Source organism: Demequina gelatinilytica, from assembly GCF_000971115.1.
Taxonomy (GTDB): Bacteria; Actinomycetota; Actinomycetes; order Actinomycetales; family Demequinaceae; genus Demequina; species Demequina gelatinilytica.
The window spans coordinates 220,541-245,304 of sequence record NZ_BBLV01000001.1 but is presented as its reverse complement, the minus strand read 5'-3'; the positions used below and the strand labels follow the sequence as shown (position 1 = coordinate 245,304).

Here is a 24,764-nt window from a genome sequence, read left to right as displayed (position 1 = left end):
GGCTGCGCCCGGGTAGATTCCCCGGGTGCAGCCCCGCCATTTCGCGTCCGTGGTCGCCGCGGCCACCCTGTGGGGCTTCGGCGGCGTGCTGGGGACGATGCTCGGCGACCATGCCGGCATCGGCGCCCTGTCGATCGCGATGTGGCGCATGCTCGTCGCCGGGCTCGCGCTGCTCGCGTACCTCGCGGCGCGGGGAGCGCTCCGGATGCTCACCGGACCGGCGCTGCGCCGCGCCATGGTCACCGGCGCCCTCACGGCGCTGTTCGAGGCGTGCTTCTTCTCCGCGATCGCCGCATCGTCCGTGGGTGTCGCGACGCTCATCGGCATCGGCTCGGCGCCGGTGTTCGTGGCCCTCTGGGACTGGTGGCGCACGCGCGTGCGGCCGCCCGCGACCACCGTCGCCGCGCTCGTGCTCGCTCTGGGAGGCCTCGCCGCACTGCTCGGCGGCTCGCTCAACGCGGGAGGTTCCGGCGGCTGGGGCGCGGTGATCGCGCTCGCTGCGGGGGCATCGTTCGCCGCCATCACCGTGGTCAACCGGGGCGAGGTCGAGGGCCTCGGCCCGGTCGAGCACACCGCCTTCGCGTTCACGCTCGGAGGGATCATCCTGGTGCCCGCCGCAGCCTTCGCGGGTCTCGGCGCAGCCTCGGACGCGTACGGCTGGGTGCTCACCATCGGTATGGGCGTCGGGGTCACGGCGCTCGCGTACGTCCTCTACCTCGGCGGGCTCCGCACCGTCCCCCCGTTCGTCGCGACCGTGGTGTCGTTCCTCGAGCCGCTCGTGGCGGCCGTGCTCGCATCGATCGTGTTCGGTGAGCGGCTCGGTTGGAGCGGCATCGTCGGCGGCATCGCGCTCGCCGCCGCGATCGTCCTGTTGCGCCCTCAGCGAGACGAGCCGGAGAGCATCCACTGACCGCCTACGATGGTCGGGGACTTACCAGGATTCGCGAGGAGTGCGACGTGGCATTGATGGACCGCATCATCCGTATGGGCGAGGGGCGCGAGCTCCGCCGGCTCGAGAAGGTGGTGACCCTGACCAACGCCCTCGAGGAGTCGTACGAGGCGATGTCGGACGACGAGCTGCGGGAGCTCACGGTCGAGTTCAAGGAGCGGCACGCGGGCGGCGAGAGCCTCGACGACCTCATGCCGGAGGCCTTCGCGGCGGTGCGCGAGGCCGCCCGCCGCACGCTGGGCATGCGGCACTTCGACGTGCAGCTCATGGGCGGCGGCGCGCTCCACCACGGCAACATCGCGGAGATGAAGACCGGCGAGGGCAAGACCCTCGTCGCGACCCTGCCGGCCTACCTCAACGCGCTCGAGGGCAAGGGCGTCCACGTCGTCACCGTGAACGACTACCTCGCGAGCTACCAGTCCGACCTCATGGGGCGCGTGTTCCGCTTCCTCGGCATGACCACCGGGTGCATCGTCTCCGGCCAGTCGCCCGAGGTGCGCCGCCGCCAGTACGAGGCGGACATCACGTACGGCACCAACAACGAGTTCGGCTTCGACCACCTGCGCGACAACATGGCGCTGCAGCCCTCGCAGCTGGTCCAGCGCGGCTACCACTACGCGATCGTCGACGAGGTCGACTCGATCCTCATCGACGAGGCGCGCACGCCCCTCATCGTCTCCGGCCCCGCCTCGGGCGACAACAACCGCTGGTACGTGGAGTTCGCGCGGCTCGCGGGCACCCTCGAGGTCGACGTCGACTACGAGGTCGAGGAGAAGAAGCGCGCGGTCGGCATCCTCGAGCCTGGCATCGACAAGGTGGAGAAGGCGCTCGGGATCGAGAACCTCTACGACCCTGCCAACACGCCGCTGATCGGCTTCCTCAACAACGCGATCAAGGCCAAGGAGCTGTTCCGCAAGGACCGCGACTACGTGGTCCAGGGCGGCGAGGTCGACATCGTCGACGAGCACACCGGCCGTCTCCTCAAGGGCCGCCGCTACTCCGAGGGCCTCCACCAGGCTATCGAGGCCAAGGAGCGCGTGCCGATCAAGGCGGAGAACCAGACCTACGCGTCGATCACGCTGCAGAACTACTTCCGCCTCTACGGCAAGCTCGCGGGCATGACGGGTACCGCGCAGACCGAGGCCGCGGAGCTGCACTCGACGTACGGGATGGGCGTGATCCCGATCCCGACCAACCGCCCGATGATCCGTCAGGACCAGGCGGACCTGCTCTACAAGAACGAGCAGGCGAAGTTCAACGCCGTCATCGACGACATCCTCGAGCGCCACGAGAAGGGCCAGCCGGTGCTGGTCGGCACCGTGTCGGTCGAGAAGTCGGAGTCGCTCTCGGCCGAGCTGCGCAAGCGCGGCATCGACCACACCGTGCTCAACGCCAAGCAGCACGAGAAGGAGGCCGCGATCGTCGCGGAGGCGGGCCGCAAGGGAGCCGTCACCGTCGCGACCAACATGGCGGGCCGCGGTACGGACATCATGCTCGGCGGCAACCCGGAGTTCCGCGCCGTCGCGACGATGCAGGAGCGCGGGCTCGACCCCAAGGAGAGCCCCGAGGAGTACGAGGCGGTCTGGAAGGACGTCTTCGCGCAGGCGAAGGCCGACGTCGAGACGGAGCGCGACGAGGTCCTCGAGGCCGGCGGCCTCTACGTGCTCGGCACGGAGCGGCACGAGTCGCGTCGTATCGACAACCAGCTGCGCGGCCGCTCGGGCCGTCAGGGCGACCCGGGCGAGAGCCGCTTCTACCTGTCGCTCGAGGACGACCTCATGCGGATGTTCCAGTCGGGCCTCGCCGCGACCGTGATGAACTCCTCGGCGCTGCCGGACGACATGCCGATCGAGTCGAAGGTGCTCACGCGCGGCGTGCAGAGCGCCCAGGCGCAGATCGAGGGTCGCAACCACGAGATCCGCAAGAACATCCTCAAGTACGACGACGTCCTCAACTCGCAGCGTCACATCATCTTCGCGGAGCGCCGCCGCGTGCTCGACGGCGAGGACCTGCACGAGCAGATCCAGAGCTTCATCAAGGACGTGGTGACCGCGTACGTGCGCTCCTCGACGCTGGTCGGCTCGCCCGACGACTGGGACCTCGAGGCCCTGTGGAAGGACCTCCGCTCGGTCTACCCCGTGTCGATCGACATCGACGAGGTGATCGACGAGGCCGGCGACCTGTCCGGGCTCACCACCGCCTTCCTCGAGCGCGAGCTCGTCGCCGATGCGCGCCTCCAGTACGAGTTCGTCGAGCACAAGCTGGGCGAGGACGTGCTGCGCCAGGTCGAGCGCCAGGTGCTGCTCCAGGTCATGGACTTCAAGTGGCGCGAGCACCTCTACGAGATGGACTACCTCAAGGAGGGCATCGGCCTGCGCGCGATGGGTCAGCGCGACCCGCTGATCGAGTACCAGCGCGAGGGCTTCCAGCTCTTCGAGGCCATGTCCGATGCCATCAAGGAGCAGGCCGTCTCGATCCTGTACCGGGTCGAGAAGAAGGAGGCCCCGGCGCAGCAGGCTCCCGTGACCGCGGCCTCGGCCGCGGCGACGGCCCAGGATGCCGCCAAGGCGGGTGCGGCCGCTCCCGCCCAGGCGCTGCCTGGCGGCGGTGCCGCGACCGCCGCGGGGCCCGCCGGCCAGCGCATCGTCGCCCGGCCCGCCACCGGCTCGGTGGGCGGTCCCGTCCAGGCGAGCATGGGCGCGCTGACGTTCTCGGGTCCTTCGCAGGACGGCTCGGGGCAGGCGACCGCGACCAAGCCCGCCGAGGGCGCGAAGCCGTGGGACGACGGCCGCACGTTCGCCGGCGCCGGCAAGAACTCGCCGTGCCCATGCGGCTCGGGACGCAAGTACAAGATGTGCCACGGCAAGAACGAGGAGGACGCGGAGCTGTAGCCCCGCGCACCCCGACGCCGGACGAGGGCGGCCACCCCAGGGTGGCCGCCCTCGTCGCGTCCCCGGGCTTGGCGCCTCAGCCGATGTCGAGCACCGTGATGACCCAGCGCCCGGCGAGGTCCTCGAGCCTGATCGCGATCGCGCGTGCATGGCTGCCGATCTGGGCGATCACGGCAACCTCGGTCGCGCGGGGCGAGACGCGGCACGCCCGCGCGCGGACGATGCGCGCCGCGACCCCGCCATGGCGTCCGATCCGTCGCGCGAGGGAGTGCTGGCGTGCGAGACGCTCGCGTACCTCGGGGGTGATCCAGCGCAGGAGGGTGTCGAGCCCGTCCCCGCCGTGGACCACCTCGATCGCGGTGAGCGCGGCGGTGCAGGCGAGCGGAGTCGGGTCGCCGAGCACCGCACGCGTGCGCCCGTAGACGTCGGGCCGGGGCGGCCGCGGCGCCCAGGCGGGCTCGGCGCTCATGACCGTGCCTCGCGGAGGCCCTCGGGGAGGCGGAGGCGCAGGCCCGGATGGATGAGGTCCGCATCCGCGCCGATGCGGGCGCGGTTGTGCTCGTAGAGCACGGGCCACGCCTCGGCGACGGCGGCGGGCGTGGCGTCCGCGCCGAGCGCTGCGGAGGTGATCGACCACAGGCTCTCGCCGCGCACCACCACGTGGAGCGCGGGCTCGGGAGCGGCCGGTGCCGGCGCGGGCGTGGGGTCGGACGTGGCCGCCGGCGGGGGCGACGATGACGAGGCCGACGAGCCCGTGGCGGGGAGCCATCCTGCTGACGGCGGCGGCTCCGCGGCGTGGGCCCCTCCCGCTCCCAGGATCAGTGCGGCGAGCAGCGCCGCGACGGACCGTGCCCACCGGCCCGACGAGCGTGGAGCGGCAGCGCCGCGCAGCTGCGCCGTCAGGGCGAGCAGCACGTCGAGCACGAAGCGTGCCGCGAGCGCCGCGCCGAGGGCCCCCGCGCCGATCGCGACGAGGTCTCCCGGAGCCCACACCTGGAGGTCGAGGCGCGCGCACGCCCGCCACGCGAGGAGCCCCGATGCGGGGCCCAACGTCAGCGCTGCGAGCGCGGCGAGCAGGGCCGTCGCGTCGCCCGTCCGGGTCGGAGCCGAGGTCGGTGCGAGGGTCCTGCCCTGGGTGCCACCTGCCTGTTCGATCATCTTTGCTCCTTATTGATGCTGTTTGATGATTTTTGATACCTCCTGATGTAGTCCGTTGTGCGGCAATTGTCCAGAGGGCGGTGACGCGTGGTGGACGGGCGGCTAACGTGACCGCATGCGTTGGGACCGACTGTTCGCGGATCTCGAGGCGAGCCTCGATGGCGTCGACCGCCGCGGCTGGGACGCGGAGATCGCCGAGCGCGAGCGCGACGAGCGGGCCCGCGTGGGCTTGGCCAGCCGGCTGCTCGCCCGGGAGGGAGCGTCCGTGCGCGCGGTGCTCGTCGACGGGGCGACGGTGGCGGGCACGGTGGCCGATGCGGCGGGGGCCTGGGTGCTGCTCGAGGACCCGCGCGGTCAGGTGCTGGTCCCCCTCGACGCGATCGCGATGATCGAGGGGGTCGGCACCGCGGTGGCGCACCTCACCGAGGTCCGCCGCCGCATGGGCGTGGGCACCGTGCTGCGGGAGCTCGCCGCCACCGGCGACCCCGTGGCCGTGGACACCTCCGCGGGGCGCTGGGCGGGCCGGATCGCGGCGGTGGGTGCCGACCACCTCGATCTTGTGGCGGACCGGACCGTCCGCACGGTCCCGCTCGCCTCGCTGCTGGCGGTGCGCCCGGCCTAGCCGGCCTGGCCGGCCTCGCGCTCGCGCAGGTGCTCGCGTGCCGCGGCGTACTGGCGGGCGATGTAGCTCTCGAGCTCCGCCTCGTCCACACGCCACTGCCCGCGGCCGCCCACCTGGATCGCCGGCAGGTCCCCGGAGCGCACGAGCGCGTACGCCTGCTGGGAGGAGATGTTCAGGATCTCCTGAACGTCGCTGAGCTTGAGGAACCTGGGCGGCACCTCGCCATTGTGACACGGCGCGGGAGCGCGCGTGCGGTGTCCACAAGCCTTCCGGTCGGCGCGCGCACCAGGCATGATGGCGCCATCGAACCTGTCGCCTGGGGGGTGACCATGAGAGACGGGACGCATCCGGTCGCTGCGCGCATGCGCCCGCCCGGCTGGCGGGACCCGCGGCTCGTGGTGGGCGTGCTGCTCATCGCGATCGCCGTGGCCGGGGTGGTGTCCGTGCTCGCGGCGGCGGACCGCACCGTGCCCGTGTACGCGGCCGCGGCGGAGCTCGCGCCGGGCACGGTCCTCGACGAGTCGTCCGTCGCGATCGCGCATGTCCGCGTCGGTGGGGGGTACCTCGAGGCACCCGCGCACGCACCGTGGGGATCTGTCCTCACGCGGGCCGTCGGCGAGGGCGAGCTGATCCCCGCGGCCGCGGTCGTCGACGCCGGCGACTACGACAGCAGGCGCCTCGCGGTGGTGGCCACGTCCCCGGTGGCCCCGGAGATCGGGACCGGCGCCGTGGTGGACGTCTGGGTGACCCCTGCGGGCGGCGGCACGTCCGAGCGCGTGGGGGACGCGCTGACGGTCGCCTCCGTGTCGCGCGACGAGGCCGGGTTCGGGCTGGGCGGGGAGACCGTGTACCTGGTCGTGGAGGCGGAGCAGGTCGGCGCCCTGCTGGACGCGCTCGCGCACGCCGACGCCGTCGCCGTGGTGGGGGAGGGATGAGCCTGCCGGTCGGCGTGGTGGTCGCCGTGCGTGGCTCGGACGAGTCGCGGGTGGTCGCCGAGCTCGACGCGCACCCCCGGATCACGGTGGTACGGCGATGCGCCGACCTCGCCGAGGCCGTCGCGGTCGCGCGGGCGGGGCTGGGCACGGTGGTGGTGGTCTCGGACCAGCCGCACCTCGACGCGGATACCGTCGCCGGGCTGCGCGCGGCCGGCGTCGCGCTGGTCGGGGTGGGCCCCGGGAGCTCCCCGCGGCTCGCGGCGCTCGGGCTGCCCGTGGTCGAGGAGGGTCTGGCCGACGCCGTGCTCGCCGCGACGCCCCGTGCGGCGCCGGTGTTCGCCCCGCCACGCGACACCGGGGGCGGGGCGATCATCGCCGTGTGGGGCACGGGCGGCGCTCCCGGGCGCACCACGGTGGCGGTGAACCTGGCGGCGGAGGCCGCGCTCGCCGGGCACCGGACCGTGCTCGTCGACCTCGACACGTACGGCGCTTCCGTCGCGAGCGCGCTCGGGCTGGCGGACGAGGCGCCCGGGATCGCGGCCGTGGCGCGTGCCGCGGCGCGCGGCGAGGATGCGGCGGCTGCGCTCGAACGCCACCTCCTCGACGTCGCGCCCCGGCTCCGTGTCCTCACGGGTCTCACGCGTGCCGCACGGTGGCCGGAGGTCACCGCGGGCGGCCTCGCGCGGCTGTGGCCCGCGCTGCGGTGCGCGGCGGACGTCGTGGTCGTCGATGTCGCAGCTTCCGCCGATGCGGGCGCGGAGACCTCCTTGCCCGCGGGCCCGCGACGAGACGTCGCCACCCTCGAGGCGCTCGCGGAGGCGGATGCCCTGATCGTTGTCGGGGGAGCGGAGCCCCACCAGCTGGTGAGGCTGGTGCAGGCGCTGCTGGACCACGAGGGCCCCGCACCTGTGGTCGCGGTCAACCGGATCCGCGCCTCCGTCGCGGGTCCGCGTCCCGAGGACGCGATCGCTGCCGCGCTCGGCCGCCATGCGGGTGTCTCGGAGGTCTGGCCGCTCCCGTGGGACCCGCGTGCCTGCGACATCGCCGCACGCGAGGGCCGCGTGCTCGCCGAGTCCGCCCCGCGCGCGCCCCTGCGCGGCGCGATCGCCTCGATGAGCGCGGTGGTGGTCGGAGCCGTGCGCGCCTCGCGCCTCACGCCCGCCGCGGTGCCAGACTGAACTCATGCGCGTGTACATCCCGGCCACGGTCGACGACCTCCCTCGCTGCGCCGACGGGCTGTGGGAGCCGCCCGTCGCCTACGCCGTCACGGAGCGCTTGCTCGAGATCGTCGCGAGCGACGATGCCGATGAGCTGGCGGAGATCGCGCGCGACGTCGCCGCGCTCGCCTCCGTCATCGAGGTCGGCTCGCCCCTGCGCGTGGTCGTGGTGGCCGAGCTCACTCGAGCCGAGTGCGATGCGGACCCCGAGGTCCACCCGGCGGCCGTGCGCGTCCACGGTCGCATCCCCGCGTCCGCGATCGCGTGCGCGTTCGTCGACGAGCCCGAGGCGGCCGGGGACGTCAGCGCCGCCGTCGGGGGCGACGAGGATGCGCTCGACCGGCTCGAGGAGCGCGACCTGCTCTGGTACGACGCCTCCGAGCTCGCGAGCGTGCCCGTGGCCTGACGCTCACGCGAGGCGCGCGAGCACCTCGTCGTGCAGCCGTCCGTTGGTGACCAGCGCGTTGCCGCCGTGCGGCCCCGGCGTGCCGTCGACCCCCGTGAAGCGTCCGCCCGCCTCCTCGACGATCGGCACGAGCGCCGCCATGTCGTACAGCGCGAGCTCGGGCTCGCACGCGATGTCGACGGCGCCCTCCGCGACCATCATGTAGCTCCAGAAGTCGCCGTACGCGCGCGTGCGCCACACGCTGTCCATGAGCCCCAGGAAAGCGTCGAGACGCCCGAAGTCCCGCCACTCGGCGAGGTCCGAGTAGGACAGGGAGGCCTCCGCGAGGGTCCCGACGCCGGAGACATGGATCCGACGCGCCGTCGCCTCGGACTGCCCGAGCCATGCGCCCTGCCCCTTGGCTGCGAACCAGCGTCGGTGGAGGGCGGGCGCGCTCACCACGCCGACCACCACATCGTCGCCGTCGAGCAGAGAGATCAGCGTCGCCCAGACGGGGACGTCCCGGATGAAGTTCTTGGTGCCGTCGATGGGGTCCACGACCCAGCGGCGCGGGCCCGTGCCCGTGGTGCCGTACTCCTCGCCCACGAACGCGTCGTCGGGGCGGTGCTGCGCGATGAGGTCGCGCGCCATGCGCTCGGCGGCGCGGTCCACCGCGGTGACCGGGGTGTCGTCGGGCTTGGTCTCGATCGTGAGGTCGCCCGTGGCGAAGTTCGGCATCGTCACGCCGTCGACGGCATCGGCGATCGCAAGGGCGAGCAGGAGGTCGTCGGCGTACGGCGCGTCGGTCATGGCCCCAACCTACCGGCGTCGCTACCCGGGCCGGGCGGCGACCTGACAGCGGCAACGGACCGCGTCCCGGTCCGCCGGCGTGTCGACCGCATGTCAGCGCGACACGCCGCACACCCGGGATCGATTCCGTTGCAGGTGTCAGGGGGTGGGGGAGGCGCGGGGAGGGTCAGTACGCCTCGCCCGCGGCGCGGGAGGCGAGCAGGCGCCGGATCGAGTCGACCCGCGCGTGGCGGTCGGGCACGTCGCCGGCCCATGCGTCAAGCTCGCAGCCGGCCGCGGCGGACTCGTGGGTGCAGCCGCGGGGGCAGCGCTCGTCGGCGGCGTCCGCGATGTCGGGGAACGCGAGGATGAAGTGCGCGGGATCCACGTGCGCGAGCCCGAAGGACCGCACGCCGGGGGTGTCGACGATGCGCCCGCCCGTGGGGACGTCGTACAGCACCGCGGACGTCGAGGTGTGGCGCCCGCGCCCCGTGACGTCGTTGACGATGCCCACCGCGCGTCCCGCGTCCGGCACCAGCGCGTTCACCAGGGTCGACTTGCCCACCCCCGAGTAGCCCACGAGCACCGTGGTCCCGTCCACGAGCGCGTCGCGCAGCTCGACGAAGCCGGGATCCGCCGCGGGTCCGCCGTCGCGGCGCACCGAGGTCTCGAGCACGCGCACGCCGAGCGGCTCGTACGCGCGGCGCAGCTCGGTCGCATCGGCGAGATCGGCCTTGGTGAGCACCAGGAGCGCGCTCATGCCCGCGTCGAAGGCCGCCACCAGGCAGCGGTCGATCATGCGCGGGTTCGGCTCCGGATCGGCGAGCGCGGTGACGATCGCGAGCTGCTCGGCGTTGGCGACGATGACGCGCTCGGTCGCGTCCGTGTCGTCCGCCGTGCGACGCAGGGCCGTGGTCCGCTCCTCGCGGCGCACGATGCGCGCGAGGGTGTCCGGACGTCCCGATACGTCGCCGACCACGCCCACGAGGTCGCCGATCACCAGCCCTCGCCGCCCGAGCTCGCGCGCCTTGACCGCCGTCACCACCGCATCGTCCACCTGGACCGTGTAGCGGCCGCGGTCCACGCCGATCACGGTGCCGAGCACGGCGTCCTCGTGCGCGGGGCGGATCTTGGTGCGCGGGCGCGAGCCGCGGCGGTTGGGCCGGACCTTGGCATCCGACTCGTCGTACTCGCGACGGGCCATTCAGCGGGCCGTGCCGTCGGCGCCGAGCATCCCCGCCCACATCGCGGGGAACTCGGGCATGGTCTTCGAGGTGGTGCCCACGTTGAGGACGTCGACGTCCGGCACCGCGAGGCCGATCACGGCGGCGAAGGTCGCCATCCGGTGGTCGTGGTACGTCTCCATCACGGCGCCATGGAGGCCGGCCGGGGGGAGCCCCGCGAACTTCAGCGAGTCGTCGCCCGCGAGGCAATGCCCGCCGAGCCGCTCCACCTCCGCGGCGATCGCGGCGAGCCTGTCGGTCTCATGACCGCGCAGATGGCCGATGCCGGTGAGCTGCGAGGGGCCGTCGGCGAGGGCGCACAGGGCGGCGATGGTCGGGGTGATCTCGCCCGCGGGGGAGAGGTCGGCCTCGATGCCGTGGATGGTGCCGGTGCCGGTCACGGAGAGGACGTCGCCCTCGAGCGTGCACACGGCGCCCATGCGGGTGAGCAGCTCCGGGAACAGCGCCCCCGGCTGCGTGGTGACGGCAGGCCAGCCGGGGATGCGCACCGTGCCGCCCGCGACCAGCGCGGCAGCCATGAACGGTCCCGCATTGCTGAGGTCGGGCTCGACGCGGACGTCGCCCGGCCGGATCTCGCCCGGATGGACCACCCACGTGCGCTCGTCGGGCTGGTCGACGCGGATACCCGCAGCGCGCAGCGCCTCGCACGTCATGTCGATGTGGGGAAGGCTGGGGAGCGTCTCACCCGTGTGGCGGATGGTGAGCCCGTCCTCGAGGCGCGGAGCGGTCAGCAGCAGCCCGGTCACGAACTGCGACGACGAGGAGGAGTCGACCTCGACCACGTCCGGGAGCTCGAGAGGCGGGGTGACCGTGAAGGGGAGCGTGCCTCGGCCCTCGTCCTCGACCGTCGCGCCGAGAAGGCGCAGCGCGTCGAGCAGCGGTCCCATCGGGCGCACGCGTGCGCCCTCGTCGCCGTCGAAGCTCACGGGGCCGTCCGCGAGGAGCACCATGGGCGGGACGAACCGCATCACCGTCCCCGCGAGGCCGCAGTCGAGGTGCGCTCCGCCGCGCAGCGGGCCAGGGGTGACGCGCCACTCGTCGCCGGCGTCGTCCACGTCGATGCCGAGGCCGCGCAGGGCGCCGATCATGAGATCCGAGTCGCGCGAGCGCAGGCCCCCGCGGACGGTGACAGGCTCGGCGGCGAGCGCCGCGAGCACCAGGAAGCGGTTGGTGAGCGACTTCGAGCCGGGGACCGAGACGGTCGCGTCGAGGGGACGATGCGCGAGCGGCGCGGGCCAGACCTCGCCGATCCCGGTGCCGAGAGGGAGGGTGCCGCTCACGCGGCTCGCTTCTTCTTCTTGGAGGCCTCCTTGGCCGCGGCCTTGGCCTCCTTCTCCTTGGCCTTCGCGGCGGCCGCCTTCTCCTTGGCCTTCGCCTTCTTGGCCTTCTTGCGGTCGATGTGGCGCTGGCTGTGGCCCGCGGTCGAGGCGAGGAGGACGCCGCCGACCAGCGACAGGTTCTTGAGGAACTGCTCGAGCTCCTCGTCGCGCCTGGCCGGGTCCTCCTCCTTCCAGAAGGGGTGCGACAGCGCGGTGGTGACGCCGGCGAGGCCCGCGAGGCCGAGCGCCGCGGTGCGCGGCGTGCGCGAGAGCGCGAGCGCGGAGGCGAGCGCGATCGAGGCGATGCCGTGCGCCTTCACCAGGTCGGCGGTCTTGACGTCCTCGAGGCCCAGCTCCTCGAGCGCCGGCTCGACGGTGGGAGCGACGCGCGCGGCGCGCGCCTCCGGCTCGAGATAGCTCTGGACACCCCCGTAGACGAACCACGAGGCGAGCAGGGGCCGGGCGAGTGCGCGCAACATGCCTCCTACGCTACCAAGCACAGGCGCGCTCGTCAGGGGCCGCCCGCGCAAGGGAATACTTGTAGGGCGCGCGACGTTGTGCACCGGCGTGACGACCACCGTGGAGAGGCCCCAGCCTGCCCGCGCTTCTGCGCGAGGCCGCTCGCCTGTACGCTCGCATCCGATGACCGACACCACCGATTTCGACTTCGAGGCCGAGGCGCTGTCCTACATGGACCAGCTGTACGGCGCTGCGCTGCGCATGACGCGCAACGGCGCCGACGCCGAGGACCTGGTCCAGGAGACGTTCGCGAAGGCGTTCGCCGCGCAGGACAAGTTCACGCCGGGCACCAACCTCAAGGCGTGGCTGTACCGGATCCAGACCAACGCGTTCATCAACAGCTACCGCAAGAAGCAGCGAGAGCCCAAGCGCTCCGACGCGGAGACCGTCGAGGACTGGCAGCTCGCGGCCGCCGCGGAGCACACCTCCGCGGGGCTCGCATCGGCCGAGGACCGCGCGCTCGACTCGATCGGCGACGACGAGGTCAAGCGCGCGCTCTCCGAGCTCTCCGACGACTTCCGCATGGCGGTGTACCTCTCGGACGTCGAGGGCTTCGCCTACAAGGAGATCGCCCAGATCATGGACACGCCTGTGGGCACCGTGATGTCGCGCCTGCACCGCGGGCGCAAGCTGCTGCGCGAGAAGCTGCGTGACTACGCAGCCGAGCGTGGCCTGTATGAGAAGGCCCCGGTGAAGAAGGACAAGGACGGGGGTACGTGCCGTGCCTAAGCCAGAGTGCGAGGAGGCCCTCGACCGCCTCTTCGAGTACATCGACCACGAGCTCCCGGAGGACGAGATCCACCGGATCGGCGAGCATCTCCGCGAGTGCCCGCCATGCGAGGCGGAGCATCGGATCAACGAGAAGATCAAGCGCATCGTCAACCGTGCGGGGCACGATGTCGCTCCCGACGAGCTCCGCGACCGCATCCTCACGACCATCCGCGCGACGCGCCCCGACGTGGGCGCCTAGGCGCCCACCGCAGCGCCGGGGTGCCCGGAGACGACAGAAGCCGCATCGGCCAGGCCGATGCGGCTTCTCTCTATCCGGGTGGAACGGCTCAGGCGTTGGGCCGCTTGCCGTGGTTGGCGCCACCCTTCGCGCGCGCCTTGCGCTTGCGGCCTCGCTTGCTCACTTGCGTTCCCCTTTCTGGAGTCGAGAAATCAGACCCTCTATCCTCCCACATCTGAGGACTGCGTCACACCGTGCGGGGGAACAGGTGGGTCCGGCGGTAGTCTCGCCTTGACTTCGACCCCTTCGATGCCGATGGAAGAACCGTGAGCGATCAGCCCCAGTCCGTCATCCCGTTCCTGCACGCCCTTGCCTCCACGGGCGGCTCCGACCTCCACTGCAAGGTGGGCTCGGCCCCGCGCGTGCGCGTCGACGGCCGCCTGCGCAAGCTCCAGGTGCCGCCGCTGACCCCGGAGGACACGCGCAACATGGTCGCGCAGGTGCTCCCCGAGGATCTGGTCGCGCAGTTCCGCGACACCCACGAGGCCGACTTCGCGTTCTCGCTGTCCGGCGTGGGCCGCTTCCGCGTCAACGCCTACGTGGCGCGCGGCACCGAGGGCCTGGTGTTCCGTCGCGTGGCGGTGGGCGCGCAGAGCTTCGAGGAGCTTGGCCTGCCGCCCGTCATCGCGGACCTCGCGCTCGAGCCCCGCGGCCTCGTGCTCGTCACCGGCCCGACGGGATCGGGCAAGACCACCACCCTCGCGTCGATGATCGACCTGATCAACAGCTACCGCGAGGTCAACATCGTCACCATCGAGGACCCCATCGAGGTCCTCCACCACGACAAGAAGTCGATCATCTCCCAGCGAGAGGTGCGCTCGGACACGCTCGACTTCACCAGCGCGCTGCGCGCCGCGATGCGTCAGGACCCCGACGTCATCATGGTCGGCGAGATGCGCGACATCGAGACCGTGAGGGCGGCCCTGTCCGCGGCCGAGACCGGCCACCTGGTGCTCGCGACCCTCCACACGGTGGACGCGCAGGACACCATCAACCGCATCGTCGACTTCTTCACGCCGCACGAGCAGGACCAGGTCCGCGCGACGCTCGCGCAGACCCTGCGCGGCATCGTCTCCCAGCGCCTGGTGCGCCGCGGGGACGGCTCGGGCCGCACGCTGGTGGCGGAGGTCATGGTCAACACGGGCCGCACCGCCGAGGCGATCATCGACCCGTCGAGCCAGCCGCCCATCATGGACCTCATCGCCGAGGGCGAGTACTACAAGATGCAGACGTTCGACCAGCACCTGTTCCAGCTGGTGCGCGACAACGTCGTGTCGCTGGACGATGCCGTGGCGATCGCATCGCGCCCGCACGACCTCATGGTCGAGCTGCGCGGCGCCGGCGTCATCGCGTAGCCGCCGCCGCGCGCCTCCCGGCGGGCGACCCTGTCGGACCCTGCACCTACGCTTCCGGCATGGATGGACCGCTCCTCGAGCGCACGCGCGCCGGCTACGACACGGTCGCGGAGGCGTACGCGGCGGCCCTGCCCGACCTGGGGTTCGAGGCGGAGCTCGACCTGGCCATGATCGACCGCTGGGTGAGCATGCTGCCCGTCGCCGCGTGCGTCCTCGACGCGGGGTGCGGCACCGGCCGCATGCTCCCGCACCTGCGTGAGCGTGATCCGGGGATGGTCCTCGCGGGCGTCGACCTCTCCGCCGGGATGCTGGCGCAGGCGCGAGGCCGGGACGCCGCGGCCCAGCTCGCTGTGGGGGAGCTCGCGGCGCTGCCCTATGCGGACGGGAACCTCGACGGCGTGCTCGCCTGGTACTCGATCATCCACACCCCGTCCCGGGACCTGCCGCGCGTGTGCGCCGAGCTGCGCCGCGTCCTGCGGCCTGGAGGTGCTCTGCTCCTCGGCTTCCAGGCGGGCACCGGATCCCGCCGCATCGCGCGTGCCTACGGGCTCGAGGTGGACCTCACCGCGTTCCTCCACGAGGTCCGCGACGTCGCGGGGACGCTCGAGTCCGCCGGATTCGCCCTCGACACGGCCCTCGACCGTGGGCCCAGGGCCTCGGAGGAGCACCGCCAAGGATTCGTCATCGCGCGGACGCCTGACGAGCGCGACGGCGAGGAGCGCGCAGCGAGGTTGTCAGCGCCCGCATCGGGGCGGAACGGGCGCTGAGCACCTCGCAGCGCTCACCTCGGCTCAGCTGGCGGGCGGCTCGATCCCGAGCCACGAGTGCCAGCGCGAGTGGAGCACCAGCCACGCCATGAGGCCGTAGCCGGCCTGCATCGGCAGCGCATCGTGTCCCATCGTCATGTCCGCCGCCCACTGCTCGTGGCGAGCGAGCGGGCCGTACATGTCGATGTAGCCGACCCCGCGGCGCGAGGCGGCGTCCTCGCACACGGCGGCGAGCTCGGCGATGCGCGGGTTGTCCGCCTCCGCGCCCGGCGGCGGGCCCGCGATCAGCGTCTCGAAGCCGAGCGCGTGCGCGCGGTCGAGGAAGTTGGCGATGTTGAGCCGCGTCATGGTCGGCGAGACCTTGCGGTGCACATCGTGGCGGCCGATCGCGAACAGCACGTGGTTGGCCTCGGGCTCGGACTGGCGGAGGCGGCGCAGCGCCTCCTCGTCCCAGCGGCTCGTGAGCTCGCCCGTGGTCTCGTGAGGCACCGCGAGCGTGTGGAACGCGAGGTCGGGCGCGAGGGGGAGGGTCCGCGCCGCGACGCGGCCCACCCACCCCAGCGCCTTGGGGTCCCCATGGCCGGCGACGAGCTCGTCACCGACGAGGAAGACGTTCCTCATCGCTCGAACGCCCGCGTGACCAGCTCGGACTGCTCGGCGGCGTGACGGGAGGCGAGGCCCGAGGCGGGCGATGCGGAGGCAGGTCGTGACACGACTCCGAGCGTAGTCCCGACGATCTGCGGGAGGCTCAGCGACATGCGAGACCAAGCCCCCTGGTTGAGCGGCTCCTCCTGGACCCACATGAGCTCCGCGCCGTCGAACGGCGCGAGCGCCTCGCGGATCGCGTCGTGCGCCAGCGGGTAGAGCTGCTCGAAGCGCACGATGGCGGTGGAGGTGTCTCCCGAACGGTCCCGCTCCGCCACGAGGTCGTAGTAGACCTTGCCGGCGCACATCAGCACCCGGTCGACGTTCGCGGGATCCACGGCGTCGTCGCCGATGACCTCGCGGAACGTGCCCGTGGTGAAGTCCTCGACCGCCGACTGCGCCGCGCGCAGACGGAGCATCGACTTGGGGGTGAACACCACGAGCGGCTTGCGGGGCCGGTCGTACGCCTGGCGGCGCAGCAGGTGGAAGTAGCTCGCGGGCGTCGACGGCATCGCGGCGATCATGTTCTCCTCCGCGCACAGCTGGAGGAAGCGCTCGACGCGGGCCGACGAGTGGTCCGGGCCCTGGCCCTCGAAGCCGTGGGGGAGCAGCAGCACCACGGAGGAGGACTGGCCCCACTTCTGCTCGGCGGAGGAGATGAACTCGTCGATGATGGTCTGCGCGCCGTTGACGAAGTCGCCGAACTGCGCCTCCCACAGCACCAGCGAGTCGGGCCGCTCGACCGAGTAGCCGTACTCGAAGCCCAGGACGCTGTACTCCGACAGCGGCGAGTCGAACAGGTGCAGGCGTGCCTGGTCGGACGCGAGGTAGAGCAGGGGCGTCCACTCGGCGCCGGTGTTGCGGTCGTGGTAGATCGCATGGCGCTGGACGAACGTGCCGCGGCGGCTGTCCTGGCCGGACATGCGTACCGGCACACCCTCCTGGAGCAGGGTGCCGAACGCGAGGATCTCGCCGTAGCCCCAGTCGATGCCGCCCTCGCGGCTCATGACCTCGCGCTTCTCGAGGAGCTTCTCGAGCTTGGGATGCACCGCGAAGCCCTCCGGCGGGCGCACGTGCGCCCGGCCGATGCGCTCGATCTGGCTCGCGCTCACGGCGGTCTTCCAGCCGACCATGATGCCGGCGTCCGACGACTGCGACGCGGGCAGCTCGAGCCCCGAGATCGCCTCCGCGCCGTCCGAGGGCTTGTAGCCCTCGCGCGTCTCGATGAACACGCGCTCGAGCTGTGCGAGGTAGTCCTTCGAGACCGCCTCCGCCTCCTCGGTGGTGATGTCCCCGCGGCGGATGAGCGACTCGGTGTAGAGGTGGCGCACCGAGCGCTTGGCCTCGATGAGGTCGTACATGCGCGGCTGTGTCATCGACGGGTCGTCGCCCTCGTTGTGACCGCGGCGGCGGTAGCAGACCATGTCCACGATGACGTCGCGTCCGAACCGCTCGCGGTACTCGAACGCGAGCCGCGCGGCGCGCACGCACGCCTCCGGGTCGTCGCCGTTCACGTGGAAGATCGGGATCTGGTAGCCCTTGGCGATGTCGGTGCAGTAGCGCGTCGACCGCGAGCTCTCCGGACCGGTGGTGAAGCCCACCTGGTTGTTGATGACCACGTGGACCGTGCCGCCGGTCCTGTAGCCCTTGAGCTGCGCCATGTTGAGGGTCTCGGGGATCACGCCCTGGCCGGCGAAGGCCGCGTCGCCGTGCACGAGCACGGGCAGGACGGGGTAGCCGTCGGTGGCGGGGTCCGCGCCCAGCGCGTCGAGCTTGGCGCGCACGATCCCCTCGAGGACCGGGTCGACCGCCTCGAGGTGCGAGGGGTTGGCCGCGAGGTACACCCGCGTGGTCGCCCCGGACTCGGCCGTGAACGTGCCCTCGGTGCCCAGGTGGTACTTCACGTCGCCCGATCCCTGCACGAGCCCCGGCACCGCGGTGCCCTCGAACTCGGAGAAGATCTGGCCGTACCGCTTGCCCGCGAGGTTCGCGAGCACGTTGAGGCGGCCGCGGTGGGCCATGCCGATGCAGACCTCGTGCACCCCGGCCTCGGCGGCCGCGCTCATGACGGAGTCGAGCAGCGGGATGAGCGACTCGCCGCCCTCGAGCGAGAAGCGCTTCTGGCCCACGTACTTGGTCTGCAGGAAGGCCTCGAACGCCTCCGCCGCGTTGAGGCGGTGGAGGATGCGCAGGTGCTCCTCGCGCGTGGGCTTGGTGTAGCCGTGCTCGAGCCGCTCCTGGAAGAACGCGCGCTGCTCGCGGTCGGCGATGTGCATGTACTCGAGGCCCACGCTGCGGCAGTACGCGTCGCGCAGGCGGCCGAGCACGTCGCGCACGGTCCACGAGTCCTGACCCGCGAAGCCCGCGGTCTGGTAGGTGCGGTCGAGGTCCCACAGCGTGAGGCCGTGGGTCTGCACGTCGAGGTCCGGGTGCTTGCGCGGACGCGAGCTGAGCGGGTCGACGTCCGCCATGAGGTGGCCGCGCGAGCGGTACGCGTGGATGAGCTCGGCGATGCGCGCGGGCTTCGCCGCCTCCGTCGCCGGGTCGGTCGCCGCGTCCTGGAGCCAGCGGACCGGCTCGTAGGGCACCCGGATCGCGGAGAACACGCGGTCGTAGAACCCGTCGAGGCCCAGCAGCTTGCGGTGGACCAGACCCAGGAACTCGCCCGACTGCGCGCCCTGGATGACACGGTGGTCGTACGTCGAGGTGAGGGTCATCACCTTGGACACGCCCAGGCGCGCGACGGTCTCGTCGGACGCGCCCTGCAGCTCCGCGGGGTAGTCCATCGAGCCGACGCCGATGATCGCGCCCTGGCCTTTCATGAGGCGCGGCACCGAGTGGACCGTGCCGAGCGTGCCCGGGTTGGTGAGCGTGATGGTGGTGCCCTGGAAGTCGGCGGCCTGCAGCGCACCGTTGCGCGCGCGCCGGACCACGTCCTCGTAGGCCGCCCAGAACTCCGCGAAGTCCATGCGGTCCGCGCCCTTGATCGAGGGCACGAGCAGCTGGCGCGAGCCGTCGGGCCGCGCGAGGTCGATCGCGAGGCCCAGGTTGACGCCGGCGGGCGTCCGCAGCGCGGGCCTGCCGTCCTCCTCCGTGTACGCGGCGTTCATCGCGGGGAACTCCGCGATGGCCTCGACGATCGCGAAGCCGATCAGGTGCGTGAAGCTCACCTTGCCGCCGCGCGTGCGGGCGAGGTGGTTGTTGACCACCACGCGGTTATCGATGAGGAGCTTGGCCGGGATGCTGCGGACCGAGGTCGCGGTGGGCACCGCGAGGCTCGCCTCCATGTTCTCGACCACCTTGGCGGCGGGTCCACGGAGGCGGGTCACACCCTGCTGGACGTCCTTCGCCGCGAGGGGGGAGTGCTCGGGCCGCTGCAGGTACGCCGCGGTCGGCGCCTGAGCGGTCGCGATCGGCTGCGTGTGCGGGGCGGCATCGGCCACCGCGGGCGCCTCGGGAGCCGCCGGGGACGATGCGTCGGTCGGCGGGGTCGCGGCGGGCGCCGGTGCGGGCGCGGACGCCTGCGCGCTGGGGACGTCGGCGCGCTGCGCGGCAGGCGGCGGGGGCGGCGGCGGGACCGCCGCTGCGGGGCGCGAGGAGGTACGGGGGGTGGGGGACTGCCCGGTGCCAGGGGTCTCCTGGGGCGCGGCGGCGTCGGCCTGCGGTGCATCGGCCCCGTTGGCATCGCCCAGGATGAGCGACGCCACGGACGGGGCACCTGCAGCGCGGGCGACGGAGACACGGTCGGTATCGGGCGCAGAGGTGTCTGGGGACACGGTGGTGGCCGCTCGCTTTCTTGGCGCATCAGCGTCGATGGTGATAGGTGCTCCTATCATCGTCGGAAATCCGGGGCGCCTGGAACCACCCGGCCGTCATTTGGCCAAACTTTTGCCCCTCCGTCAGTCGCTCCTGACGCTTCGCAGAGGGAGAGCAGACTCTCGCCGCGCGCGGCGGCCGCCTGTATCCTTGCGACACCATGGACCCCGACAGTTGCAGCCCCTTATGACCGACTGGATCCTCGTGGGAGCCGGGGTGATCCTCACGCTCGGCACGGCGGTGTTCGTCGCCGCGGAGTTCTCCCTCGTCGCGCTCGATCCCTCGCACATCGACGACGGCCCGCGGAGCCGACGTATCCGCTCCGCGCTCCGCCACCTCTCCACCCAGCTCTCGGGCGCGCAGGTGGGCATCACGCTCACCACGATCCTGCTGGGCTACACCGCGCAGCCCGCCCTGGTGAACCTGCTGTCCGTGCCGCTGTCGAGCAGCGCGCTGTCGCGCGCCGCGGTCGCCGGGCTCGCCGGCACGTTGTCGCTCGTGCTCGTCAACGCGTTCTCCATGATCGTCGGGGAGCTGGTGCCCAAGAACGTGGCGCTCGCGGACGCCATGCGCACCGCGCGCGTCGCGGCGCCGCTCAACATGGCCTTCACCGCCGCGCTGCGTCCCGTCATCGCGACCCTCAACGCCGCGGCCAACGCGATCCTGCGCCTCATGGGGATCGAGCCCAAGGAGGAGCTCGCGGGCGGCCGCTCGCGCCAGGAGCTCGCGGCGCTCGTGAGCCGCAGCGCGGAGGCGGGCACGCTCGCGCCGGGCACGGCGCTGCTGCTCAAGAACTCGATCGAGCTCGACGACCTCGCGGCGATCGACGTCATGACCGACCGCACACGTCTGCACACGCTCGGGCGGGAGGCGACCGCGGCGGACGTCATCGCATCGTCCCGCGCCACCGGCCACTCGCGCTTCCCCATCGTCGGGGAGGGGCCCGACGACGTGCTCGGGATCGTCCACCTGCGCGCCGCGATCGCGGTGCCCGCGCATCGACGCGCCGAGGTGCCGGTGGGCGCCCTCATGGCCGACGCCCCGCGCATCCCCGAGACCCTCGAGATGGGACCCCTGCTGGTCGAGCTGCGGGGCCTGGGCTACCAGTGCGCGATCGTGGTGGACGAGTACGGCGGCACCGCCGGCTTCGTGACGCTCGAGGACGTGGTCGAGGAGCTCGTGGGCGACGTCGCGGACGAGCACGACCGGCGCCGCGCCGCGATCCATCGTGCCCCGGGCGGCGCGTGGATCGTGCCCGGCGACCTGCGCCCCGACGAGGTCGAGGAGCACACGGGGCTCGAGATCCCCGAGTCCCCGGCGTACGAGACGCTCGGCGGGTTCGTGATGGCGCGGCTCGGCCGCGTCGCGGAGGCCGGCGACGTGGTCGACGCGCCCGGCGTGCAGGCGCGCGTCGAGAGGATGGACGGGCGGCGCATCGACCGGGTGCGGCTCACCCCGACCACGGAGGACCAGGCATGAACCCGGGCATGGCGTTCGCGATCGCGGCACTGCTGCTCGCCAACGCGTTCTTCGTGGGCGCCGAGTTCGCGATCATCTCCGCGCGGCGCAGCTCGATCGAGCCGCGCGCCGCGGAGGGCTCGCGTGCCGCGCGCACCGTGCTGTGGGCGATGGAGAACGTGTCGCTCATGCTCGCGACCGCGCAGCTGGGCATCACCGTGTGCTCGGTCGCCCTCGGTGTGGTCGCCGAGCCGGCGCTCGCGCATGCGCTCGAGCCTGTCATCCACGCGATGGGTCTGCCCGAGGACAGCGCGCACGTGGTGGCCGTGGTCATCGCGCTCGTGGTGATCGTGGGCCTGCACGTGGTGGTGGGCGAGATGGTGCCCAAGAACGCCGCCGTCTCGAGCCCCGACCGCGCCGCGATGGTGTTCGGCCCGCCGCTCGTCGCCGTGGCGAAGGTCGCGCGCCCGATCATCGGTGCGCTCAACTGGGTGGCGAACGGCATCGTGCGCCTGCTGGGCTTCGAGCCCAAGGACGAGGTCACCAGCGCGTTCACGGCGGACGAGGTGCAGAGCATCGTCGAGCTGTCGTCGGCGGAGGGGACCATCTCGGATCCCTCGGGGCTGCTGACGACCGCGATCGAGTTCTCGGAGCGCTCCGTGGGCGAGGTCATGGTGCAGGCCGCGACCGTCACCTCGCTCGAGCTGGGGGTCACGGTGGACGAGCTCGAGCGCGTCGCGACGGAGACCGGGTTCTCCCGGTTCCCGGTGGCCGATCACGGACGGTTCGTGGGCTACCTCCACGTCAAGGACGGCCTCTACGCACGCCCGGGGGAGCGCGAGGAGCCCATCCAGGCCTGGCGCGTCCGGGACCTGCCTCCGATCGCCTACGACGCCGAGGTCGAGTCGGCGCTCGCGCTCATGCGGCGCTCGGGAGCGCACGTCGCCGCGGTGGTCCGCGAGGGCGACACCGTGGGCATGGTGTTCCTCGAGGACATCCTCGAGGAGCTGGTCGGCGAGGTGCGCGATTCTTTGGCCCGCCGCGAACGTCGCGCATGACGGCGTTATGCGCTCGCCGATCTGCCAGGCATGTCACCGCTCCCCGTAACAGTGTGATGCACGCCGCACGGGAGGGGGTTGGCCTCGCCGTTACCGTTTGGTAATAATTGGAGCGGCCCCCCGGCTGAGAACGCTCTCCCGGGGTGCCGTCGTATCCGGTTCCGACCCCCCCTGGAGGCCATGGTGAGCATGCGCGGCGCGTTGCACGCACCGCGGTCGACCCACCGTTCGCGCCGGGACCGGCGGATCGAGCACACCCAGGAGATCCAGGTCAGGACGTCGATGCGACGGCGCCGGGTCGCCACGCGGACCGGCGTGCTCGTGGGCTTCCTCGCGGCGATGGTGGTCTACCCGATCATGGGCACCATCGCGCCGTACGCGAACGCGGCCGAGCAGCTGCCCGGCGTGGTCATCGGCGAGGCTCCCACCACGGCGACCGCGATCCTGGGCGCGGCCCCGCAGTTCGAGTCCTCGGACCTTCCGCTGCCGTCGATCGACGACGGCTCGACCGCGATCCTCACGTCGGCGGACGTGCCCGTCGCCTCGAGCCTGCTGCCGGACTGCGACCCGACCTTCGACCCGAACATGGCGAACGGCCGGCTCTCGAGCGACCAGCTGTGCCAGCTGTGGGTCGCGGGTGAGGCGCTGCGGCCCGACGCGGCCCTCGCCTTCGCCGCGCTCAACGAGCAGTTCAAGACGGAGTTCGGCACCGACATCTGCATCGCGGACACGTACCGCGACATCTACAGCCAGTACGCGACCAAGGCGTCGCGCGGCTACCTCGCGGCCACGCCGGGCACCTCGATGCACGGCCTCGGCCTCGCGGTCGACCTGTGCCGCTCCCACGCGAGCGGCGTCTACTACTCGTGGTTCGCGCGCAACGCCTCGACGTACGGCTTCTCGAACCCCGACTGGGCGAAGTCGACCAAGTACGAGCCGTGGCACTGGGAGTACCTGACCGACGGTCAGTACTGACGCCGCAGCCCGTCGCCGGGTGTAGGACTGGAGTCGAGGGCAAGGGGGCCCGCGTCGCCAGGAGGCGCCCGTGATCATCGGAGTTCCGGCCGAGACCAAGAGCGGCGAGACCCGTGTCGCGCTCGCCCCGGCCGGTGTGCACGAGCTCGTGGCACGCGGGCACCGCGTGGTCGTCGAGTCGGGTGCCGGGCGGCGCGCGGGCATCGCGGACGATGCGATGGTCGCCGCGGGCGCACAGGTGGGCACCGCGGGCGAGGCGTGGGCGTGCGACCTGGTCCTCAAGGTCAAGGAGCCCCAGCCCGAGGAGCATGCGCTCCTCCGGGACAACGTGCTGTTCACCTTCCTGCACCTCGCGGCGGGCCCGGCGCTCGCCGACGCGCTGCGCACGGCCGGCACCACGGCGCTGTCCTACGACACGGTGCAGCTCGAGGACGGCACGCTGCCGCTGCTCGCGCCGATGAGCGAGATCGCGGGCCGGCTCGCGGTCCTCGCGGGTGCCCACCACCTGCTGAGCCCTGCGGGAGGGCGCGGCGTCCTGCTCGGTGGGGCGCCCGGGGTCCCGGGCGCGCGCGTGGTCGTGCTCGGTGCCGGCGTCGCGGGCTCGCACGCGGTGGCGCAGGCGGCGGGTCTCGGCGCGGACGTGACCGCGCTCGACGTCTCCCTGAACGCGCTCCGGCGCCTGGACGAGCGCTTCGGGGGGCGGGTCAGGACCGTGGCGTCGACCGCTCATGCCGTCGCGGAGGAGGTGCGGTCGGCGGACCTGGTCATCGGCGCGGTGCTGGTGCCCGGACGGCGGGCGCCGCGGGTCCTCACGCGCGCCATGATCGAGACGATGCCGCGCGGCAGCGTGCTGGTCGACATCGCGGTGGATCAGGGCGGGTGCATCGAGGGGGCGGTGCCCACCACCCACGCCGACCCCGTCCGCCCGCTCGCGGGCTCGCTGCTCTACTCCGTGGCGAACATGCCCGCCGCCGTCGGGGTGACGGCGACGCGCGCGCTCACCAACGCCACGCTGCCGTACGTGCTGGCGCTCGCGGACGGGGTGGAGGCCGCGCTCGACGGCGATGCGGCGCTGCGGCGGGGTGTGAACGTGCGCGACGGCCGCATCGTCCATCCCGAGGTCGCGGCGGCGCTCGGGGAGCGGGCCGGCTCCGCCTAGGCTGGGGCCCATGTCCGAGACCCCCGACGCCGAGCCCACGCCGCGTACCTGGATCCCGTTCGTGGTCGCGCTCTGCGTGGCCGTCCTGGTGGTGGCCGGCGCCTTCGTCGCCGCGGGCCTGCGCTCAGGGATGAGCGCGGCCAAGGCGGCGGGCGTCGAGGCGTGCGAGGCGGCGTACGCCGCCTCCGGGGACGGCGCGACCCTCGCGAGCATCGCGGGAGGCGACGTCTACGGCGCCTCGGAGTGGCGCGACCTGCGCGGCTTCCTTGTCGCGCAAGGCGTGATCGACGACTCCGACGTGGAGCCGGCGGAGGCGGAGGCGCGCGATGACGCGGCGTCCGCTCTCGAGGCGGAGGGGGACGAGCGCGTCGTCGTGGTGTGGTGGCTCGACTCGGAGCAGCACCTCGCGTGCACCGTCGACGTCCGCGACGACGTCGCTCAGGAGGACACCGTGGTGCTGCGCTCCGTCGACTCCCTCGCCGACGTCGCCTGAC

Annotated in this window: 25 protein-coding genes; 15 read left to right on the top strand and 10 right to left on the bottom strand. The window is 72.6% G+C overall.

What is annotated here, in order from left to right; all coding sequences use genetic code 11:
• Positions 1–25: 25 nt before the first annotated feature.
• Positions 26–910, top strand: coding sequence for a DMT family transporter (locus AOM00_RS01110; protein WP_082096392.1), 885 nt, complete (start codon positions 26–28; stop codon positions 908–910).
• A 56-nt stretch (positions 911–966) separates the two neighbouring features.
• Positions 967–3,840, top strand: coding sequence for a preprotein translocase subunit SecA (secA, locus tag AOM00_RS01105; protein ID WP_062516024.1), 2,874 nt, complete (start codon positions 967–969; stop codon positions 3,838–3,840).
• Positions 3,841–3,916: 76 nt separating this feature from the next.
• On the opposite strand, the gene AOM00_RS01100 is transcribed toward secA, so the two are convergent.
• Together AOM00_RS01100 and AOM00_RS01095 are read right to left on the bottom strand one after the other, a co-directional pair.
• Positions 3,917–4,309: an Rv3235 family protein gene (locus tag AOM00_RS01100; RefSeq protein WP_062516023.1), complete on the bottom strand. Its 393-nt coding sequence runs from the start codon at positions 4,307–4,309 to the stop codon at positions 3,917–3,919.
• Complete coding sequence (locus AOM00_RS01095; RefSeq protein WP_062516022.1) at positions 4,306–4,998, bottom strand: LysM peptidoglycan-binding domain-containing protein; 693 nt, start codon at positions 4,996–4,998, stop codon at positions 4,306–4,308. Before AOM00_RS01095 ends, AOM00_RS01100 begins: the two co-directional genes overlap by 4 nt.
• A 115-nt stretch (positions 4,999–5,113) precedes the next feature.
• Between AOM00_RS01095 and AOM00_RS01090 the strand changes: the two genes are divergently transcribed.
• On the top strand, positions 5,114–5,620 hold the full coding sequence (locus tag AOM00_RS01090) for a hypothetical protein (RefSeq protein WP_062516021.1): 507 nt from the start codon (positions 5,114–5,116) through the stop codon (positions 5,618–5,620).
• On the opposite strand, the gene AOM00_RS01085 is transcribed toward AOM00_RS01090, so the two are convergent.
• Positions 5,617–5,838 (bottom strand): helix-turn-helix transcriptional regulator, encoded by a 222-nt coding sequence (locus AOM00_RS01085; RefSeq protein ID WP_062516020.1) that lies wholly within the window; start codon positions 5,836–5,838, stop codon positions 5,617–5,619. The two genes, AOM00_RS01090 and AOM00_RS01085, sit on opposite strands and share 4 nt — an antisense overlap.
• 111 nt (positions 5,839–5,949) lie before the next feature.
• Here AOM00_RS01085 and AOM00_RS15320 point away from each other — a divergent pair, with 111 nt between their 5' ends.
• Genes AOM00_RS15320 through AOM00_RS01070 form a run of 3 tightly spaced genes read left to right on the top strand, consistent with a single transcriptional unit; the run spans position 5,950 to position 8,178 of the window.
• Entirely contained in the window at positions 5,950–6,555 is a 606-nt protein-coding gene (locus AOM00_RS15320; protein WP_156158961.1) for a CpaB family protein, read from the top strand.
• On the top strand, positions 6,552–7,733 hold the full coding sequence (locus AOM00_RS01075) for a CpaE/TadZ family protein (RefSeq protein ID WP_062516018.1): 1,182 nt from the start codon (positions 6,552–6,554) through the stop codon (positions 7,731–7,733). Before AOM00_RS15320 ends, AOM00_RS01075 begins: the two co-directional genes overlap by 4 nt.
• A gap of 4 nt (positions 7,734–7,737) precedes the next feature.
• Positions 7,738–8,178 carry a DUF6912 family protein gene (locus tag AOM00_RS01070; protein ID WP_062516017.1) on the top strand — a complete coding sequence of 147 codons (441 nt, stop codon included), beginning with the start codon at positions 7,738–7,740 and terminating at the stop codon, positions 8,176–8,178.
• A gap of 3 nt (positions 8,179–8,181) precedes the next feature.
• Here AOM00_RS01070 and hisN read toward each other — a convergent pair whose 3' ends face one another.
• The 4 genes from hisN to AOM00_RS01050 form a co-directional block, all read right to left on the bottom strand.
• Positions 8,182–8,967, bottom strand: coding sequence for a histidinol-phosphatase (gene hisN, locus AOM00_RS01065; RefSeq protein WP_062516016.1), 786 nt, complete (start codon positions 8,965–8,967; stop codon positions 8,182–8,184).
• Positions 8,968–9,133: 166 nt separating this feature from the next.
• Entirely contained in the window at positions 9,134–10,150 is a 1,017-nt protein-coding gene (gene rsgA, locus AOM00_RS01060) for a ribosome small subunit-dependent GTPase A (RefSeq protein WP_062516015.1), read from the bottom strand.
• Positions 10,151–11,470 (bottom strand): 3-phosphoshikimate 1-carboxyvinyltransferase, encoded by a 1,320-nt coding sequence (gene aroA, locus AOM00_RS01055; protein WP_062516014.1) that lies wholly within the window; start codon positions 11,468–11,470, stop codon positions 10,151–10,153.
• A complete protein-coding gene (locus tag AOM00_RS01050) occupies positions 11,467–11,988 on the bottom strand; it encodes a DoxX family membrane protein (protein ID WP_062516013.1) in 522 nt (173 codons plus the stop codon). The genes aroA and AOM00_RS01050 overlap by 4 nt, the downstream gene beginning before the upstream one ends.
• Positions 11,989–12,151: 163 nt before the next feature.
• Between AOM00_RS01050 and AOM00_RS01045 the strand changes: the two genes are divergently transcribed.
• Both AOM00_RS01045 and rsrA read left to right on the top strand, forming a co-directional pair.
• On the top strand, positions 12,152–12,757 hold the full coding sequence (locus tag AOM00_RS01045) for a sigma-70 family RNA polymerase sigma factor (protein ID WP_062516012.1): 606 nt from the start codon (positions 12,152–12,154) through the stop codon (positions 12,755–12,757).
• Positions 12,750–12,998 (top strand): mycothiol system anti-sigma-R factor, encoded by a 249-nt coding sequence (gene rsrA / locus AOM00_RS01040; RefSeq protein ID WP_062516011.1) that lies wholly within the window; start codon positions 12,750–12,752, stop codon positions 12,996–12,998. The genes AOM00_RS01045 and rsrA overlap by 8 nt, the downstream gene beginning before the upstream one ends.
• Before the next feature lie 88 nt (positions 12,999–13,086).
• On the opposite strand, the gene AOM00_RS15940 is transcribed toward rsrA, so the two are convergent.
• Positions 13,087–13,161, bottom strand: a complete 75-nt coding sequence (locus AOM00_RS15940) for a 50S ribosomal protein bL37 (RefSeq protein WP_371327667.1) — start codon at positions 13,159–13,161, stop codon at positions 13,087–13,089.
• A 142-nt stretch (positions 13,162–13,303) separates the two neighbouring features.
• On the opposite strand from AOM00_RS15940, the gene AOM00_RS01035 reads away from it, so the two are divergent.
• Complete coding sequence (locus AOM00_RS01035) at positions 13,304–14,392, top strand: type IV pilus twitching motility protein PilT (protein ID WP_062302696.1); 1,089 nt, start codon at positions 13,304–13,306, stop codon at positions 14,390–14,392.
• Between the two features lie 59 nt (positions 14,393–14,451).
• Positions 14,452–15,159 carry a class I SAM-dependent DNA methyltransferase gene (locus AOM00_RS01030; protein ID WP_062516010.1) on the top strand — a complete coding sequence of 236 codons (708 nt, stop codon included), beginning with the start codon at positions 14,452–14,454 and terminating at the stop codon, positions 15,157–15,159.
• Between the two features lie 24 nt (positions 15,160–15,183).
• On the opposite strand, the gene AOM00_RS01025 is transcribed toward AOM00_RS01030, so the two are convergent.
• Both AOM00_RS01025 and AOM00_RS01020 read right to left on the bottom strand, forming a co-directional pair.
• Complete coding sequence (locus tag AOM00_RS01025) at positions 15,184–15,780, bottom strand: GDSL-type esterase/lipase family protein (RefSeq protein ID WP_062516009.1); 597 nt, start codon at positions 15,778–15,780, stop codon at positions 15,184–15,186.
• Positions 15,777–19,511: a multifunctional oxoglutarate decarboxylase/oxoglutarate dehydrogenase thiamine pyrophosphate-binding subunit/dihydrolipoyllysine-residue succinyltransferase subunit gene (locus AOM00_RS01020; protein WP_228373364.1), complete on the bottom strand. Its 3,735-nt coding sequence runs from the start codon at positions 19,509–19,511 to the stop codon at positions 15,777–15,779. Before AOM00_RS01020 ends, AOM00_RS01025 begins: the two co-directional genes overlap by 4 nt.
• 295 nt (positions 19,512–19,806) lie before the next feature.
• Here AOM00_RS01020 and AOM00_RS01015 point away from each other — a divergent pair, with 295 nt between their 5' ends.
• The 5 genes from AOM00_RS01015 to AOM00_RS00995 all read left to right on the top strand — a co-directional run bounded on the left by AOM00_RS01015 (position 19,807) and on the right by AOM00_RS00995 (position 24,763).
• On the top strand, positions 19,807–21,099 hold the full coding sequence (locus AOM00_RS01015; protein WP_062516008.1) for a hemolysin family protein: 1,293 nt from the start codon (positions 19,807–19,809) through the stop codon (positions 21,097–21,099).
• Positions 21,096–22,136 carry a hemolysin family protein gene (locus tag AOM00_RS01010; protein ID WP_062516007.1) on the top strand — a complete coding sequence of 347 codons (1,041 nt, stop codon included), beginning with the start codon at positions 21,096–21,098 and terminating at the stop codon, positions 22,134–22,136. The genes AOM00_RS01015 and AOM00_RS01010 overlap by 4 nt, the downstream gene beginning before the upstream one ends.
• Positions 22,137–22,316: 180 nt before the next feature.
• Positions 22,317–23,111 (top strand): M15 family metallopeptidase, encoded by a 795-nt coding sequence (locus AOM00_RS01005; RefSeq protein WP_062516006.1) that lies wholly within the window; start codon positions 22,317–22,319, stop codon positions 23,109–23,111.
• Positions 23,112–23,181: 70 nt separating this feature from the next.
• Positions 23,182–24,270 carry an alanine dehydrogenase gene (gene ald, locus AOM00_RS01000; protein ID WP_062516005.1) on the top strand — a complete coding sequence of 363 codons (1,089 nt, stop codon included), beginning with the start codon at positions 23,182–23,184 and terminating at the stop codon, positions 24,268–24,270.
• A gap of 10 nt (positions 24,271–24,280) precedes the next feature.
• A complete protein-coding gene (locus AOM00_RS00995; RefSeq protein WP_062516004.1) occupies positions 24,281–24,763 on the top strand; it encodes a hypothetical protein in 483 nt (160 codons plus the stop codon).
• Position 24,764 lies beyond the last annotated feature (1 nt).

Bases quoted from the DNA above. Each gene is read 5' to 3' on its own strand.
- AOM00_RS01005 (WP_062516006.1), top strand. From the start codon at position 22,317: ATGGTGAGCATGCGCGGCGCGTTGCACGCACCGCGGTCGACCCACCGT.
- AOM00_RS01030 (WP_062516010.1), top strand. From the start codon at position 14,452: ATGGATGGACCGCTCCTCGAGCGCACGCGCGCCGGCTACGACACGGTC.
- AOM00_RS01025 (WP_062516009.1), bottom strand. From the start codon at position 15,780: ATGAGGAACGTCTTCCTCGTCGGTGACGAGCTCGTCGCCGGCCATGGG.
- AOM00_RS15320 (WP_156158961.1), top strand. From the start codon at position 5,950: ATGAGAGACGGGACGCATCCGGTCGCTGCGCGCATGCGCCCGCCCGGC.
- AOM00_RS00995 (WP_062516004.1), top strand. From the start codon at position 24,281: ATGTCCGAGACCCCCGACGCCGAGCCCACGCCGCGTACCTGGATCCCG.
- AOM00_RS01075 (WP_062516018.1), top strand. From the start codon at position 6,552: ATGAGCCTGCCGGTCGGCGTGGTGGTCGCCGTGCGTGGCTCGGACGAG.
- secA (WP_062516024.1), top strand. From the start codon at position 967: ATGGACCGCATCATCCGTATGGGCGAGGGGCGCGAGCTCCGCCGGCTC.
- AOM00_RS01070 (WP_062516017.1), top strand. From the start codon at position 7,738: ATGCGCGTGTACATCCCGGCCACGGTCGACGACCTCCCTCGCTGCGCC.
- rsgA (WP_062516015.1), bottom strand. From the start codon at position 10,150: ATGGCCCGTCGCGAGTACGACGAGTCGGATGCCAAGGTCCGGCCCAAC.
- AOM00_RS01050 (WP_062516013.1), bottom strand. From the start codon at position 11,988: ATGTTGCGCGCACTCGCCCGGCCCCTGCTCGCCTCGTGGTTCGTCTAC.
- hisN (WP_062516016.1), bottom strand. From the start codon at position 8,967: ATGACCGACGCGCCGTACGCCGACGACCTCCTGCTCGCCCTTGCGATC.
- AOM00_RS01045 (WP_062516012.1), top strand. From the start codon at position 12,152: ATGACCGACACCACCGATTTCGACTTCGAGGCCGAGGCGCTGTCCTAC.
- AOM00_RS01015 (WP_062516008.1), top strand. From the start codon at position 19,807: ATGACCGACTGGATCCTCGTGGGAGCCGGGGTGATCCTCACGCTCGGC.
- AOM00_RS01010 (WP_062516007.1), top strand. From the start codon at position 21,096: ATGAACCCGGGCATGGCGTTCGCGATCGCGGCACTGCTGCTCGCCAAC.
- AOM00_RS01090 (WP_062516021.1), top strand. From the start codon at position 5,114: ATGCGTTGGGACCGACTGTTCGCGGATCTCGAGGCGAGCCTCGATGGC.
- AOM00_RS01100 (WP_062516023.1), bottom strand. From the start codon at position 4,309: ATGAGCGCCGAGCCCGCCTGGGCGCCGCGGCCGCCCCGGCCCGACGTC.
- AOM00_RS01095 (WP_062516022.1), bottom strand. From the start codon at position 4,998: ATGATCGAACAGGCAGGTGGCACCCAGGGCAGGACCCTCGCACCGACC.